The sequence below is a fragment of the Streptomyces sp. NPDC055506 genome, assembly GCF_053643595.1.
This window is the reverse complement of sequence record NZ_JBSHKH010000170.1, coordinates 1-14946: the sequence shown is the minus strand read 5'-3', so window position 1 is coordinate 14946 and position 14946 is coordinate 1. Positions and strand designations below refer to the sequence as shown.

The 14946-nt window shown below is 69.6% G+C and carries 12 protein-coding genes; 7 read left to right on the top strand and 5 right to left on the bottom strand.

Translation table 11 applies throughout. The features are described 5' to 3' along the window. Window positions 1-54: 54 nt before the first annotated feature. The gene (locus ACWIF2_RS36965) at window positions 55-1524 is read right to left on the bottom strand and encodes a non-reducing end alpha-L-arabinofuranosidase family hydrolase (RefSeq protein WP_454365558.1); all 1470 of its coding nucleotides are present in this window, start codon (window positions 1522-1524) and stop codon (window positions 55-57) included. A gap of 499 nt (window positions 1525-2023) precedes the next feature. Between ACWIF2_RS36965 and ACWIF2_RS36960 the strand changes: the two genes are divergently transcribed. After that, window positions 2024-3454, top strand: coding sequence for an endo-1,4-beta-xylanase (locus ACWIF2_RS36960; RefSeq protein WP_454365556.1), 1431 nt, complete (start codon window positions 2024-2026; stop codon window positions 3452-3454). A 99-nt stretch (window positions 3455-3553) separates the two neighbouring features. Further along, window positions 3554-4855, top strand: coding sequence for an RICIN domain-containing protein (locus tag ACWIF2_RS36955; RefSeq protein WP_454365554.1), 1302 nt, complete (start codon window positions 3554-3556; stop codon window positions 4853-4855). 219 nt (window positions 4856-5074) lie between these two features. On the opposite strand, the gene ACWIF2_RS36950 is transcribed toward ACWIF2_RS36955, so the two are convergent. After that, entirely contained in the window at window positions 5075-5572 is a 498-nt protein-coding gene (locus ACWIF2_RS36950) for a DUF4396 domain-containing protein (RefSeq protein ID WP_454365552.1), read from the bottom strand. Window positions 5573-5851: 279 nt separating this feature from the next. On the opposite strand from ACWIF2_RS36950, the gene ACWIF2_RS36945 reads away from it, so the two are divergent. Next, on the top strand, window positions 5852-8023 hold the full coding sequence (locus ACWIF2_RS36945; RefSeq protein WP_454365551.1) for a SpoIIE family protein phosphatase: 2172 nt from the start codon (window positions 5852-5854) through the stop codon (window positions 8021-8023). Between the two features lie 81 nt (window positions 8024-8104). Here the strand turns inward: ACWIF2_RS36945 and ACWIF2_RS36940 are convergent, their stop codons facing one another. Together ACWIF2_RS36940 and ACWIF2_RS36935 are read right to left on the bottom strand one after the other, a co-directional pair. Further along, window positions 8105-9289 (bottom strand): type III polyketide synthase, encoded by a 1185-nt coding sequence (locus ACWIF2_RS36940; protein ID WP_454365549.1) that lies wholly within the window; start codon window positions 9287-9289, stop codon window positions 8105-8107. Between the two features lie 233 nt (window positions 9290-9522). Further along, on the bottom strand, window positions 9523-9957 hold the full coding sequence (locus ACWIF2_RS36935) for a VOC family protein (protein ID WP_454365547.1): 435 nt from the start codon (window positions 9955-9957) through the stop codon (window positions 9523-9525). A gap of 162 nt (window positions 9958-10119) precedes the next feature. On the opposite strand from ACWIF2_RS36935, the gene ACWIF2_RS36930 reads away from it, so the two are divergent. Then, a complete protein-coding gene (locus ACWIF2_RS36930; protein ID WP_454365560.1) occupies window positions 10120-10587 on the top strand; it encodes a GNAT family N-acetyltransferase in 468 nt (155 codons plus the stop codon). On the opposite strand, the gene ACWIF2_RS36925 is transcribed toward ACWIF2_RS36930, so the two are convergent. Next, complete coding sequence (locus tag ACWIF2_RS36925) at window positions 10565-12271, bottom strand: SpoIIE family protein phosphatase (protein ID WP_454365545.1); 1707 nt, start codon at window positions 12269-12271, stop codon at window positions 10565-10567. The genes ACWIF2_RS36930 and ACWIF2_RS36925 overlap by 23 nt on opposite strands. Window positions 12272-12379: 108 nt before the next feature. Between ACWIF2_RS36925 and ACWIF2_RS36920 the strand changes: the two genes are divergently transcribed. From ACWIF2_RS36920 to ACWIF2_RS36910, 3 genes are all read left to right on the top strand, one after another. Continuing rightward, on the top strand, window positions 12380-12898 hold the full coding sequence (locus tag ACWIF2_RS36920) for a dihydrodipicolinate synthase family protein (RefSeq protein WP_454365543.1): 519 nt from the start codon (window positions 12380-12382) through the stop codon (window positions 12896-12898). A gap of 288 nt (window positions 12899-13186) precedes the next feature. Further along, entirely contained in the window at window positions 13187-13276 is a 90-nt protein-coding gene (locus ACWIF2_RS36915) for a putative leader peptide (RefSeq protein ID WP_106434236.1), read from the top strand. A 272-nt stretch (window positions 13277-13548) separates the two neighbouring features. Next, window positions 13549-14862: an MFS transporter gene (locus ACWIF2_RS36910; RefSeq protein ID WP_454365541.1), complete on the top strand. Its 1314-nt coding sequence runs from the start codon at window positions 13549-13551 to the stop codon at window positions 14860-14862. Window positions 14863-14946 lie beyond the last annotated feature (84 nt).

Genomic DNA, 14946 nt, shown 5'->3' with positions numbered 1-14946 from the left:
TGTGCCGAACCCGCCCGGGTCGGTTCCTACCGGAGCCGGACTCGTGTCACGCCGTCAGCGCTGCAGTGTAAGCAGACCCGGACGGTAGGGCAGGAGGCCGTAGTCACCGCCGGAGTTGGGGCTACGCCCCTGGTAGAGCAACTGCAGGTGGCAGGGGTCGACGGTCATGGTCTGGTCGGGGCTGGTGCGGATCAGTTCGCCGTGGCTGATGTCGTTGGTCCACGTGGCGCCACTGTTGGCCTTGCCGGCGAAGGGGTTGCTCTCGGTCGCGGCCTGGGGTGTCCATGAGCCGTTCAGACTGGTGGCCGTGAACGAGCGGAAGTAGCGGTGGCCCTGCGAGCCGATCGCCTCGACGATCATGAGGTAGCGGTTCTGGCCCTGCAGCTTGTAGACCTGCGGGGCTTCGAACAGGTTGTTCCTCGTATCGCTCATGACCACGGTCGAGGTCGTGCCGAAGCTGCCCGGGAAGTTCCCGATCGGCATACTGGCCCGGTAGATCTTGCCGTTGTCACCGGCGAAGAACAGGTACATGTTCGTGCCGTCACCGATGAGCGTCTGGTCGATGGGTCCTGTTCCGGAGTCGGAGATGCTTCCGGAGAAGAGCACCTGCTGGGATGACCAGCCATTCGGATTGGTGGGGTCGCTCGACGTCCGGTAGGAGAAGGCGGTCCCGCCCCACTGGTAGGCGAGCACCCAGATGTTCTTCGGCGCGAAGTAGAAGAGCGTGGGCGCGACGGTGGAACTCGACATCGTGTTCTGGCCGGCCGAGGCCATCTCCGACCAGTTGGTGAACAGGCTGAAGTTCATCGAACCCCAGCTCGTCCCCGTGTCGTGCGTCGTCGCATAGACGAGTTGCTTGCCGTTGTAGGGGGCGACGGTGAAATCCTTGAGCGAGACCCACCCCGGCTTGGGCTGTGCCAGCGCGCCCGTTGATGTCCAGCGGTAGGTCGACGGAAGATCGCACGCGCCGGGGTCGCCGGCGCCGACCTTGACGAGCTGCCACTGCTGATTGGTGCCGCCCCAGTCGTCGTACTGGACGACGTTCGCGTTGTCCGCGGTGGAGGCGCCTTGCACTTCGAGGGCTTTGTTGCTGTGGCGCGAGATGAGCCTCACGTAGCCGTCCGCGCTGTCGGCCAGCCGCCACTGCTGGTTGGTGGCGTTCAGGTCGGCCCACTGGACGATCGAGCCGCCGTTCGCGGTGGACCAGTTGTGGACGTCCAGGACCTTGCCCGAGTGGCGGGACACGATGCGGTAGTAGCCGCCCCCGGAATCGACGAACCGCCACTGCTGCTGGTTCTGATCGTTCCTGGTCCACTGAGTGATGCGGGCGCCGTCGTTGGTCGCCATGTTGTAGACGTCCAGGGCCTTTCCGCTGTTGCGATTGACCAGCACATACGAGGCGTTGGGGTCTACGGTCGCCGCGCCGGCGGGCTGGGCACCGAGGAACGTGGATACGAGCAGCAGAGGCGCGAGAACGGCGAGTAATCGTCTCAGGCGGACCGGGGGAGGGTGGCGAAACCACATCAGGGGGCCTCCTTTGGGGCGGCGATCTCGAAACATTCGAAGAATTCCCGGAAGCTTTGACGCCACAAGCTAGGAATGCAGGGCCCTCCGGTCAAGGTCTGTCGCCGATCTGTCCACAAACAGCGCCTCCCCTTCGGGTAGGGCAAGCGGTCGAACCGACCGGAGGCGCAGCCCCGGCCCTGCGGAATCCATCGACGGCGGTGCCGTGGGTTCGCCGTCCTGCTCGGCGGGATTCCGTAAGTTTCGGTCTCGGGGTCGAAATTTTTTCTGCGGGGAGTATTGACGATGCATCGTCAACACCTCAATCATCCCTGGCTGAGAGGCCGGTCATGGTTCGAGGTATCGAACCGAGCTGTGCTGCACGACAGATCCGCGCACCAAAGCTGCGCCACCCTCGGCTTCGGACCGCCCCGTACGTCTGCGAGTGGGAGCGGACGACGCGTTCCCCTGCGCTTCAGTCCGTCAGTCCTTCCTTGATTCCTACCCTGGAGGCACATTCATGGGCTCGTATGCCCTTCCCAGACCCGTTGTCCGCCGGAAGGTCCGCGGCCTGCTGTGGGCGCTGGTCGTCTGCGTCCTCACAGTGGGCGCCGCACTGGTCGCGCCGCCGACCGCACACGCCGCCGAGAGCACGCTCGGCGCCGCGGCGGCGCAGAGCGGCCGCTACTTCGGCACCGCCATCGCCTCGGGCAGGCTGGGCGACTCGGCGTACACGACGATCGCGGGCCGTGAGTTCAACTCGGTGACGGCCGAGAACGAGATGAAGATCGACGCCACCGAACCACAGCGGGGCCAGTTCAACTTCGCCGCCGGCGACCGTGTCTACAACTGGGCGGTGCAGAACGGCAAGCAGGTGCGTGGCCACACCCTGGCCTGGCACTCCCAGCAGCCCGGCTGGATGCAGAGCCTCAGCGGCAGCACGCTGCGCCAGGCGATGATCAACCACATCAACGGCGTGATGGCCCACTACAAGGGCAAGATCGCCCAGTGGGACGTCGTGAACGAGGCCTTCGCCGACGGCAGTTCGGGAGCCCGGCGCGACTCCAACCTGCAGCGCACCGGCAACGACTGGATCGAGGTCGCCTTCCGCACCGCGCGCGCCGCCGATCCGGCCGCCAAGCTCTGTTACAACGACTACAACGTCGAGAACTGGACGTGGGCCAAGACCCAGGCCATGTATGCCATGGTCCGGGACTTCAAGCAGCGCGGCGTACCGATCGACTGTGTCGGCTTCCAGGCGCACTTCAACAACGACAGCCCCTACAACAGCAACTTCCGCACCACCCTGCAGAGCTTCGCGGCCCTCGGCGTCGATGTGGCCATCACCGAACTCGACATCCAGGGCGCCTCGGCCACGACCTACGCCAACGTGACCAACGACTGCCTGGCCGTCCCGCGTTGCCTCGGCATCACTGTCTGGGGTGTCCGCGACTCCGACTCCTGGCGACCGGAGCACACACCGCTGCTGTTCAACCGCGACGGCAGCAAGAAGCCCGCCTACACCGCCGTCCTCAACGCACTCAACGGCGGTACCTCCACGCCCCCTTCGGACGGCGGGACGATCAAGGGCGTCGGTTCGGGCCGCTGCCTGGACGTGCCGGGTACCAGCACCACCGACGGCACCCAGCTCCACCTGTGGGACTGCCACAACGGCACCAACCAGCAGTGGACGTACACCGCCGCCGGCGAGCTCAGGGTCTACGGCGACAAGTGCTTGGACGCCGCCGGCACCGGCAACGGCACCAAGGTCCAGATCTACAGCTGCTGGGGCGGTGACAACCAGAAATGGCGCCTCGGCTCCGACGGATCCATCGTCGGCGTCCAGTCCGGCCTCTGCCTCGACGCCGTCTCGGGAGGCACCGCCAACGGAACCCTGATCCAGCTCTACTCCTGCTCGAACGGCAACAACCAACGCTGGACCCGCACCTGAGGGGACCTGTCCCATACGAAGGGTGAATCGATGAAGACCTACGGTGCGGTTCCTTCCGCCCCTCCGCGGAAACATCGCTGGTGGTCCCGGGTTGCCGCCGTGGTGGCGACTACCCTCGCGATCGGCATGCTCGCCGCGGTGAACCCGGCGCCCGCCGAGGCGGCGACAGTGGACACCAATGCCTGGTACGTCCTGGTCAATCGCAACAGCGGCAAGGCGCTGGACGTCTCTGGCTCATCCACCGCCGACGGCGCGCGGGTCGGCCAGTGGACGCGCAACGACGGAGCCAACCAGCAGTGGCAGTTCGTGGACTCCGGCGGCGGGTTCTACCGCCTCAAGTCCCGGCATTCGGACAAAGTTCTCGACGTGGCCGGCGCCTCGACCGCTGACGGTGCCACGATCCAGCAATGGGCCGACCACAACGGGCCCAACCAGCAGTTCCGCCTAGCCGACTCCGACGCGGGCCACGTCCGGCTGATCAACCGGACCAGCAGCAAGGCGGTGGAGGTTCAGGGCGCCTCCACGGCGGACGGAGGCAACGTCGTCCAGTACACCGACTGGGGCGGCGCCAACCAGCAATGGCAGATGGTCAAGCTGTCGTCCGGTGGCGGCGGCGGATGCGGCAGCGCCCCGACTCTGGCGAGCGGTACGCACACGATTCAGAGCGGCGGCAAGAGCCGCAGCTTCATCCTCAGGGTTCCCGACAACTACGACAGCACCCACCGCTACCGGTTGATCTTCGGGTTCCACTGGCGGGGCGGAACCGCCGGCGACGTCGCCTCGGGCGGCACGAGCGGGAAGGCCTGGTCCTACTACGGCCAACAGGAACAGTCGAACAATACCGCGATCCTCGTCTCTCCCCAGGGCCTCGGCAACGGCTGGGCCAATTCGGGCGGTGAGGACATCACCTTCGTCGACGACATGATCCGGCGCATCGAGGGCGGCCTCTGTGTCAACCCGGCCCAGCGATTCGCCACGGGATTCAGCTGGGGCGGCGGCATGAGCTACGCACTCGCATGCAGCCGGGCGAACGTCTTCAGGGCCGTCGCGGTCATCTCCGGCGCTCAGATCAGCGGGTGCAGTGGCGGCACCCAGCCCATCGCCTACTTCGGAATCCACGGCGTCAGCGACTCCGTCCTCAACATCGGGCAAGGACGGTCCCTGCGCGACACGTTCGTCAGGAACAACGGCTGCACCCCCCAGAGCCCGCGCGAGCCCGCGCAGGGCAGTCGAACGCACATCACCACCACCTACTCGGGCTGCCGTGCCGGATACCCGGTCCAATGGGCCGCGTTCGACGGAGGCCACATACCCGGTCCGGTCGACGGCTCCCCCAACGAAAGCGGCGTCACCACCTGGACCAAGGCAGAGATCTGGAGGTTCTTCGCACAGTTCCAGTGACACGCCCGCACCATGGAGTGGAGCCAGGAGCACCCTGGCTCCACTCCGCCGACGGCGGGCCACCGCCGCGATGAGCCGCTTGCCCACGCCCACGGTCTGGTTCGCGCTCGCCAGGGCCTGGGTGGTGAAGGGGGCTCGCCCGGTGCGCTACCTCTGCGGCCCGGAGGGCATCATCGTCGGAATGGCCGAGCAACTGCAGGTTGGAGTTGACCGTCCACGTCAGTGGTAGGCGTGGACGACCGCGTGGCCCTTGCCGCGGCCGATCATCCACTTGTTGACCGGCGTGGTGATCACGAAGGCGACGGCGAAGCCGCCGAGCAGCGCCGCCCAGAACAGCCCGTCGGACAGGTGGGCGTCCATCGCGCCGGGAGTGAGGGCGATGATGCCGTTGTCGACGATCTCCATCACGGCGATGGAGACGGTGTCGGCGGCGAGGGCGACTTTGATCGCGGTCTTGAAGTCCAGGCCTGCGCGACGGACCGCGAACAGTGTGAAGGAGTAGCCGAAGAGGAACGCGAGGGTGATCGCCAGGATCATGGTGGGCACGTTGCCCCACATCAGGGCTGTGCCGATGACCATGCCGAGGATCTCGCCGATGGCGCAACCGGTCAGGCAGTGCAGCGTCGCCTTGAGCGCCATTCCCCAGGACACTCCGGCGTGGCCGTCATGGCCCGCGTGGCCGTGCACGTCGCCGGTGTGGTGAGCGGTGTGGTCCATGGCCTTCTTCCCCATTCCCGTTGAGTGCGGCCCGTTCCCTGAGCCCCACAGTCAGGAACCATATACCCCCCTGGGGTATATCGCCAGGGCTTCTGATGCCGAGTCGATGACCGCCGCGCCTCACTGTCCGTGCTCGTCGTGCGATCCGCTGGTGTGGGCGAAGCGGCCCCGGGTGTTATTGAATGAGGTGTGCGGTCAGGAATCTCGGGGCCCTGTCGCCCGGGTTCTGGCACGGCCCCGGCGCTGTGCCGGGGTTGGCGAGCGAGCTGAGAGAGTCGCATGGACTCCACCCCCTCCCCCTCGTCCGCGTCGCCGTTCGACATGGTCAGCGGCGCCTTGGGGCAGTACATCCCAAGGGGCGGGGAGTCGGCGGCCGCCGGTGCTGCCGACCCGCAGGGCGACAGCGCCGCTCGGCCACGCGTACCCGCCCATCCGGCCCCCGGCCGTCAGGAGCAGATCCTCGGCGCGGTCAATCTGGACCGCGAGCTGAGAATCACCCGCTGCAATCTGGGCGCCCCCGTCTTCGCGGGGGTGGAGGCCGCGATCGGGAGCTCTTTTGTCGACCTCCTGCCTCCCTGGGACGTACCGACGGTCACGCGGCGGTTGCGGCAGGTCCTCGAGACCGGTGAGCCGCACGTCGCGCGGGTGCAGCGCCTGCGGCGCGGCGACGGGTCGGAGCTGGTGGTGTCGATGAGCATCCTGGCCGCCGCGGCGCCTCAGGAGGGCCTGACCGTCTCCCTGATCGCCATGGCCAGGAGGCTGCACCTCTACGCCGCCGAGACCGCGATCGGCACCTCGCTGGACATCGGCGAGACCGCACAGTCGCTTGCGGAGTCACTGCTGGCCTGGGGAGACGTGGCCGCCATCGACCTCGACCTCGCCGTATGGACGGGCGAGGTGGTCACCGAGCAGCCGCAGCGGCGCATCCGGCTGCGGCGGGCCGCCTTGGTGCCGGACCGGGCCTGGCCCGACGGCTACGTGACGCCGGGCGACGATCTTCCCAGTGACGCGAGCCGCTTGCTGTCGCAGGCGATACGGCGTGACGACGCCGCGCAGGCCATCGTCATACCCGACCGGCAGGCGATCGAGCGGGCGCTCGGCAGTGCGCGACTGGTCCGCGCCCTGGTGCCCGGCGACCGGGCGGCCGGTGTGGCGTACATACCGCTGGTGCTGAACGGAGCTCCGCCCGTCGTTCTCGGTGTGGCCGAGGTCTGGCGGCGGTCGGACCGCCCCTTCCACGACAGTGAGCTGCTCGACCTCCAGGAGCTGGTCGCCAGGACCTCTCATCACGTCGACCTGGCCCGTCAGCACCAGCGCGAGCACACGCAGGTCCTGGCTTTGCAGCGCCGACTGCTGCCACGGTCCGGCGGCGACACCATCGAGACCGCCAGCGTCTACCAGCCCGCCACCCCCGACAGCGCGGGCGTCGGCGGAGACTGGGTGAACAGCTTTCCGCTGCCGGACGGCCGTACCGCACTGGTGGTCGGTGACGTCGTCGGGCACGGCCTGGGAGCGGCGGCGACCATGGGACAGCTGAGCATGGAGGCCCGTGCGCTGCTGTCCGCTGGGCTGGCGCCCAACGAGGTGCTGGAGCACCTGGACGAGACCGTGACGCTGCTGGACGACACGGAGTCCGGGCTGGTGGCCGGATACAGCGCCCTCGGGTCGACCTGCTGCATCGCCGTCTACGACCCGGTCAGCCACCGGATGGCGCTGTCCAGCGCCGGCCACCTCCCCCCGGTCCTGGTGCCCCCGGAGGGGACCGCCGGCTCTGTCGCGGTACGCCCGCACCCCGGGCTGGGCGCCGAGTTCGCGCTGCGGGAACCCTTCGACGTGCACGTGTTCAACGTCCCCCCGGGCTCGCTGCTCGCCCTCTACACCGACGGCCTGGTGGAGGACCCCGCCCTGTCGATCGACGAGGGCATCGGCAGGCTGGCGGACGTCGTGTCCACCGTGCACCCCTGGGACGCCCTGCCGCAGGCCGCGCGGCGCGTGGTCTCCGAGCTGGCGCCCGTGCGCCGGCGCGACGACGTGACCCTGCTGCTCGCACGCATGATCGGCTACCGCAAGGGGGACACCGCGACCTGGCGGCTGCCCGCCCGCGGCGACGCGGCCGCCCGGGCCCGTGAGCTGGTCTCCGCACTGCTTGCGCAATGGAGCACTCGAGCCGACACCCGGGACAGCGTGCTGCTGGTGGTCAGCGAACTGGTCACCAACGCGGTCCGCTTCGCCGAAGGCCCCATCACGATACGGCTGATCAGGGCCGGTCACGGGCTGCTGTGCGAGGTGGGCGACACCGGCAATGGCAGGCCCCGGCTGGGCCGGGGCGGGATCCTCGACGACGGTGGCCGTGGCCTGCACATCGTGCATGGGCTCACCACCCGGTGGGGGGTGCGGTGGACCGACACCGGCAAGGTGGTCTGGGCGTCCGTGGCGACAGCCGCGAGGTGACGCGGCTGCGGAGGGCCGGGTGACGTGCACTCGTCGAGCGGCGCCGCCGGCGGGTACGGGCGGCCCGACCGCCGGTACGGGCTACAGCCACTCTCCTTGCAGAGCGGTGGCCGTGAGGCCCGGGGCCGCCGCGTACAGGACGGCACGACTGCCGCGTTCCTGCCCGGCATCGTGCGCTCTGCGCAGGATGTCGAACACGGCGGCGCCTCCGCGGTTGCCGCTGGTGTAGCTCTCCCGGCTGTAGTCCAGCAGCCCCGACGGCCACCCGTCGGGCATCGTCTGCTCCATGTACTCCAGCACGCGCGTCCCGCCGGGGTGCGCGAGCAGGACGTCGGGGTGCCAGGAGCCGGGGTCGTCCTGGTAGCGGACGCGCAGCCACTCCCACATCGCGGTGACCGTCTCCTGCACGGCGCGCGGCCCGCGCCGGTCCATCACGAAGTGGGTGCCGTCCTCCCGGGTCTCCAGGCGGTGCAGATCCTGGGTTCCGGGCAGAGTGTGGTGCCAGGCGGCGTCCAGGCGCAGCACCGACTCGGGCCTCGGACGGCCCGTGACCACCGCGGCGACCGCCGTGTCGGCGAACAGCAACCGGACGATCAAGGACTCCAGAGAGTCGTCCGCGGGCTGGTAGGTCGTGCTCAGCGCCTCCGCGATCACGACCAGCACCACCCGGTCGGGGTCCGCGGCCACGAGATCCGCCGCCAGCGCCAGGGAGCGGGTCCCGGCCACGCAGGCCCACTGTGTGGCCGGCAGCAGCATCACGTCGCCCCGGAGCGGAAGCTCGTTGGCCAGGGCGACGTCCAGCCCCGGCAGCGCCGGGGTGGTGGAGTGACTGGTGATCAAGCAGTCGACGTCCGCGGCGTCCAGCCCGGCGATCTGCAGGGCCCCGCGTGCCGCACGCTCCCCGCAGGACCGCACGGCCGCCCAGGCGGGCGCGGTGCGCTCCTGGACGGTCTGCGGCGCGGGTATCGCCTCGAGGGCGGCGATCACGCGATCCACGTCCTGTTCGGTGAACCCGTCTCCGGCCAGCGCCTCTCGGGCCGGCCCGATGCCGGCAGCCGGCAGGCCGCTCCCGTTGCCGGGCGCGACGGCGGTCTCCAGCGGCAGCATCCACCCGCGGTTCTCGATGCCCGTACTGGCCGCGATCGCGTCGATCCGCGGCGCCCACGCCGCGTGCGGGTGCCGGCCGCGAACCTCCGTCACGATCTGGCTGGTCTTCACGGTGTGCTCACCGTGGATCACGGCGGGCGGGCACAGGTAAGCGGCCATGATGGGCACCTTTCTCGGGGAGCGAGGTGGAGCATCACGAACGCTGTGTCATGGATCACTTGGGCGCGGTGTGTCCAAGTCCATTTCGGCGCGCTCCACTTCGGGCTTGGGTTGCCGCTCCGAGAATGGACGCTAAATGGACATTTGCGCTGTGATCTGGGCAACTTAGGTCGTTTTTGCCATGCGTGACATGGCGCACACTCCGCTGCTCGCCCCCCCCCGAAGAAGGTCCCTCAGTCGAGACAGAACTCGTTGCCCTCGATGTCCTGCATCGCGATGCAGGACTCGTTGTCGTCGTCGGCGGGCAGGAGCTGCACGCGTACCGCGCCGAGCGCCACCAGTCGTGCGCATTCGGCCTCAAGCGTGGCCAGGCGCTCTTCCCCCACGAGTCCGGTGCCGGCCCGCACGTCGAGATGCACCCGATTCTTGACGACCCTGCCTTCGGGAACGCGCTGGAAGAACAGTCGCGGTCCCACCCCTGAGGGGTCGACGCATGCGAACCACGCACCCTGATCCGCGGGAGGGAGAGAACCGTTGTATTCGTCCCAAGTGGCGAACCCCTTCGGGGGCGGCGGTACGACGTACCCCAGCACCTCGCACCAGAAGCGAGCGACGCGCTCGGGTTCCGCGCAGTCGAAGGTGACTTGGAACTGCTTGATCGATGACATCGGCGCACCATAGCGTTTTGTCGGCCCGGCCACCGCCTAATTCGTTGGACATGTCCTGGGCTCTCCATGACCATTCGCGCTGTGACAGACAAAGCCGAGCGCCGTACCTCAGTCCCCACGAGCACCAAGTCCGTGCGATTCGTCGAGTTGTCGAGCACGGCCATGAACGCCTTGCTGAAGGACGACTTGGCTCAGGCCGGTGCCGAAGCCGGTGTCTCCCTCCCCGAGTACTTCCTCACCGACCGGGCGAAGTGGGTGTGGCGGTACCGGGTCGATCAGCTTATCTCGGACCCGGGTTGCGCGGGGTGGCTCACGCAGGCCGTGGTGGCCGAGCCGGAGGGTGCCGTCGTGGGGTATGCCGGGTTCCACGGTCCGCCGGACGACGCCGGGATGGTGGAGCTGGGTTACACGGTGGTCCCCGCCCACCGTCGTCAGGGCTACGCCAGGGCGATACTCACCGCGTTGGTGGAGCGGGCCGCTGCCGAAGCCCGCGTCAGGATCGTGCGGGCGACGATCAGTCCCGACAACACGGCGTCCCTGGCCACGATCGCCGGGTTCGGCTTCGTGGAGGTCGGAGAGCAATGGGACGACGAGGACGGCCTCGAACTCATCTTTGAGGTTCCCGCCTGATCGCGGTGCCGGGAGTGCGCGCGGCGATCAGGGTGATGTCGTCGCGAGGGTCACCCAGCTCCTCGGCGAGTTTCGCGCACAGCTCGGGCAGCGGCACGTGGCGGTGGGCGGTGACGTGCTGGCGCAGACGGGTCATGCCGTCGTCGAGGGAGCGGCCGCGGGATTCGACCAGGGCGTCGGTGTAGAGCAGGAGGGTGGCGCCGTCGGGCAGCTCGGTGTGGGTGGTGGGGCGCTCGGCGGTGGGGCGCAGGCCCAGGAGCATGGAGCGCGCTTGGGCGAGATAGCCGACGTCGTCGGCGGTGATCAGCAGCGGGGGCGGGTGGCCCGCGACGGACCAGGACGCCTGCCAGGCCCCGCTGACGGTCCGGCGTAGGCGGGTGAAGATCACGGTGGCGGAGTCGGCGAGGGTCAGACGGGCCTGGGCGGTGTCCAGACGGCGCAGGATCTGGCCGGGCGCCTCCTCGGGGCGGTCGACGGCCAGGGCCCTGAGCATGTTGCGCAGTTCGCTCATGCGGGAGGCGGCCTGGATGTCGTGTCCGGTGACGTCTCCGATGACGAGGGCGAGGTCGCCGTCGTGGAGCAGGAAGGCGTCGTACCAGTCGCCGCCCACTTCCGCCGTGTGCTGGGCCGGCTGGTAGTGGGCCGCCAGTTCGATGCCCGGGACGTCGGGCAGGTCGGTGAGCAGCGCGCGCTGCAGGGCGGTCGCGATGCCGGCCTGGGCGGCGTGCAGACGGGTGTTGTCCAGACCCAGGCTGATCCGGCGGGCCACCTCCTCCGCCAGGGCACGGTCGGCGGCGTTGAAGGGCGGGCTGGCCGGTGCGCGGGTCAGGGTCAGTGCCCCGAAGGTCGTGGCGCGCAGCCGCAGCGGAATGACGAAGGCCTCCTCGGCCTGCACCACCGCCATCAGGTCGGCTTCTCCGGGCGTCGCCGGTGCCAGGTCCGTCAGGTGCTGGGTGCCGCCTCCCTGTACGACTCGGCTGACGGCCGTGTGGTGGGCGGGGTGCCGACGCAGAACCTCGCCGTGCTCGGAAAGGGCGGCGGCGGGCAGGACGCCGGCGATGTGATGAGCGCCGGCCGCACGGCGATGGCCATGCCCCTCGGCGAGGTCGATCAGAGCGGTGTCCGCGAGGCGGGGCACCAATTGGCGCACGAGACGGTGCAGCGCTTCGTCGGTGTCCAGGGTGCTGGTCATGGCGAGCGTCAGCTCGCCGAGCCAGGTGGCCTCCGCCAGATCGTATTCGGCCTGCTCACGCATCGTCTCGCTGTGCGCGTACCGCTCGGCGCGGCGGCCCTCCCGCTCACGGACCGCCGTCGCGTCGTGGAACACCACCACCGCGCCCTCGCCGTGTCCGAGCGCCGCGGGCAGCGGGGCCGCGGTCCACCACACCTGGAGCGGTGTGCCGTCGGCGCGCAGGAACACGGCGCGGTCGCCACTGGTCCGTCTGCCCAGCGCGACATCCTTCAGGATCGGCCGGGGCACGGGCGCGGCGGCGGTCTCCGGGTCCAGCGGATGCAGGGCGCGGTGGGCATCGACCCCGATCAGGGCGCCCTGCTCGTAGCCCAGCAGATGCTCGGCCCACGGATTGCAGGCGATCACCGTGCCCTCGTCGTCCACGGCGTACACACCGGCTTCCACCGCGGCGAACAGGGCCGACATCAGCGCCTCGTCCACGCCGACGCCCATGTCGTCATGTTCTCCCGGCCTGCTCTCCACTCCACCTATTCTGCCCACCCCAGCCCCCGCCCCGACAAGCCTCGCCGACAGTCGACACATACCCCGAGGAGTCCTCCCATGTTCCGCGGCCTCAGCGCCTTCCCCCTCACGCCCACGACGGAAGACGGCATCGACGAGCTGGCGTTCAGCGCCCTCGTCTCCCGCCTCGCCGCCGCGGGCGTCGACTCCATCGGCGCCCTCGGCTCCACCGGCGGCTACGCCTACCTCACCCGCGAGGAGCGCGCCCGCGTGGCGAGGCTCGCGGTCCGGGCCGCCGACGGTGTGCCGGTTATGGCCGGCATCGGGGCACTGCGCACCTCGCAGGTACTCGCCTTCGCCGAGGACGCGCAGCAGGCGGGCGCGTCCGCGGTCCTGCTCGCCCCGATGACGTATCAGCCCCTCACCGACGACGAGGTGTTCGGACTGTACGAGAGCGTCACCCGTGAGCTGTCGGTGCCGCTGTGCGTGTACGACAACCCGCGCACCACTCATGTCCACTTCACCGACGAACTCCACGGCCGTATCGCCGAGTTGCCGAATGTGGCCGCGGTCAAGATCCCGCCGGTTCCCGAGGACCCGGCGGCCTCTTCCCGGTAACCGCCCTCGCCCTCACCCGGGCCGCCCAGGCCGGCGACGCCGCGGGGGCCACGGCCCAATCCGAGCGGCTGGAGCCCCTCTGGGAGCTCTTCCGCCAGTACGGCGGCCTGCGCGTGATGTCGGCGGCCGCCTCGCGGCTGGGCCTCGTGACCGAGCCGAATCTCCCGCTGCCGCTGCGAGGCCTGCCCGCCGACGCCCGACGCCGACTGATCACCGTCCTTGAGGACCTCGCCCTGGATACGAGCGCGTGACCGTCCCACTTGAGCTCGGCGGGGTGACTCACGCACAATGCCAGGCATGACCGCTGCCGCCGACATCCTCGTGGGACGACTGCACGTCGATCTGTGCCGCCAGTCCAGCGCGACCTGTCGCGGCTGACGACCAAGAGCCCATGAGTTCCCCGGCGGCGTAGGGCCACCGGGTCGTCAGTCTCGGCGCGTCCGCGTCCCCCACAGCACCGTGCGGACCGGCCAAGGCAGCGGCCAATCCCTTTTTCACGCGCCCTTCGCGTGCTCCGACGCGTCCGCGTCCCCGGACGTAGGTCTCCGCGTCGGCATGCCCGCACGCCGTCTCCGCACCCCACTCGGAGCCCCATGTCCGCGCATGCCCCGTCCCTACAAGACACCCCCACTCCCTCCCGGCTGAGGACCGTGGTGCTCGCCAGTCTGCTGGGCACCACCGTGGAGTGGTACGACTTCTTCCTCTACAGCACCGCCGCCGGGCTCGTCTTCGACAAGCTGTTCTTCCCCACGTCCAACGGCACGGTCGGCACGATGCTGTCCTTCGCGACGTTCGCCGTGGGCTTCGTCGCCCGACCCGTGGGCGGTCTGCTCTTCGGGCACATCGGGGACCGGATCGGCCGTAAGCACACCCTCGCCTTCACCATGGGGCTGATGGGCGTCTCCACCGCCCTGATCGGTCTGCTGCCCACGTATCAGCAGGTCGGCATCCTCGCGCCCGCGCTGCTTCTGGTCCTGCGGGTCGCGCAGGGCGTGGCACTGGGCGGCGAATGGGCCGGGGCGGTGCTGCTGGCCGTGGAGTACGGGCCCGACGGCCGCAAGGGCCGGTTCGGCAGCTGCCCGCAGATCGGGCTGGCCCTCGGACTGGCCCTGGGCACCGGCGTGTTCGCGCTGCTGAGCGACGCGCTCAGCGAGGAGGCGTTCCTCGCCTACGGGTGGCGGATCGCCTTCCTCGTCAGCCTGGTGCTGGTCGTGGTCGGACTGGCCGTACGGCTGAAGATCGACGAGACGCCGGCCTTCCGTGCCGTACGCCGCCTTCAGGAACTGCCGCGTTCCACGCCGCTGGTGGAGCTGACGCGTGCGCCGCGGGCCCGCCGGCACGTCCTGCTCGGGATGCTCGCCCGGTGGGGTGAGGGGGCCGCCTTCAACACCTGGGCCGTCTTCGCCATCACCTACGCCACCGGAACGCTGGAGCTGGACCGTACGCCGGTGCTGCTCGCGGTCACCGCGGCGGCGCTGGTGATGGCCGTGCTGATACCCGTGTCCGGGGCGGCGGCCGACCACCACGGAGCGCGCCGGGTCTACCTCACCGGCATGGCCGCGTTCTCCGTCTCGGTCTTCCCGGCGTTCTGGCTCTTCGGCACCGGCGGGACCTGGGCCTTCGCGGCGGCGCTGATCGTGACACTCGGAGTCGTGCACGCCTGGTTCTACGGCGCCCAGGGAACCCTGTTCGCCGCCCTCTTCGCCACCCCGGTCCGGTACACGGGCATGTCCTTCGTCTACCAGGTGTCCGGCATCTTCGCGTCCGGCATCACCCCGCTGATCATGACCGCCCTGCTGGCACTCGGTTCGGGCAGCCCGTGGTGGGCCTGCGGCTATCTGGCGCTGACCGGCCTGGTCAGCGTGTGGGCGACCGGCAGGCTGCGGGACGAGGACCTGCATGTCCCGACCGGACGGGCGTCTCTGACGCGGTCATCGGCCCCAGAGGGAGCGGGGGCCGCCTAGGCCTCCCGTGCCCACGGCCCGAGCTTCTCCGGGTTGCGGATCGCCCAGATCCGGGTGACGCGTCCGTCGGAGACGTCGAACGGG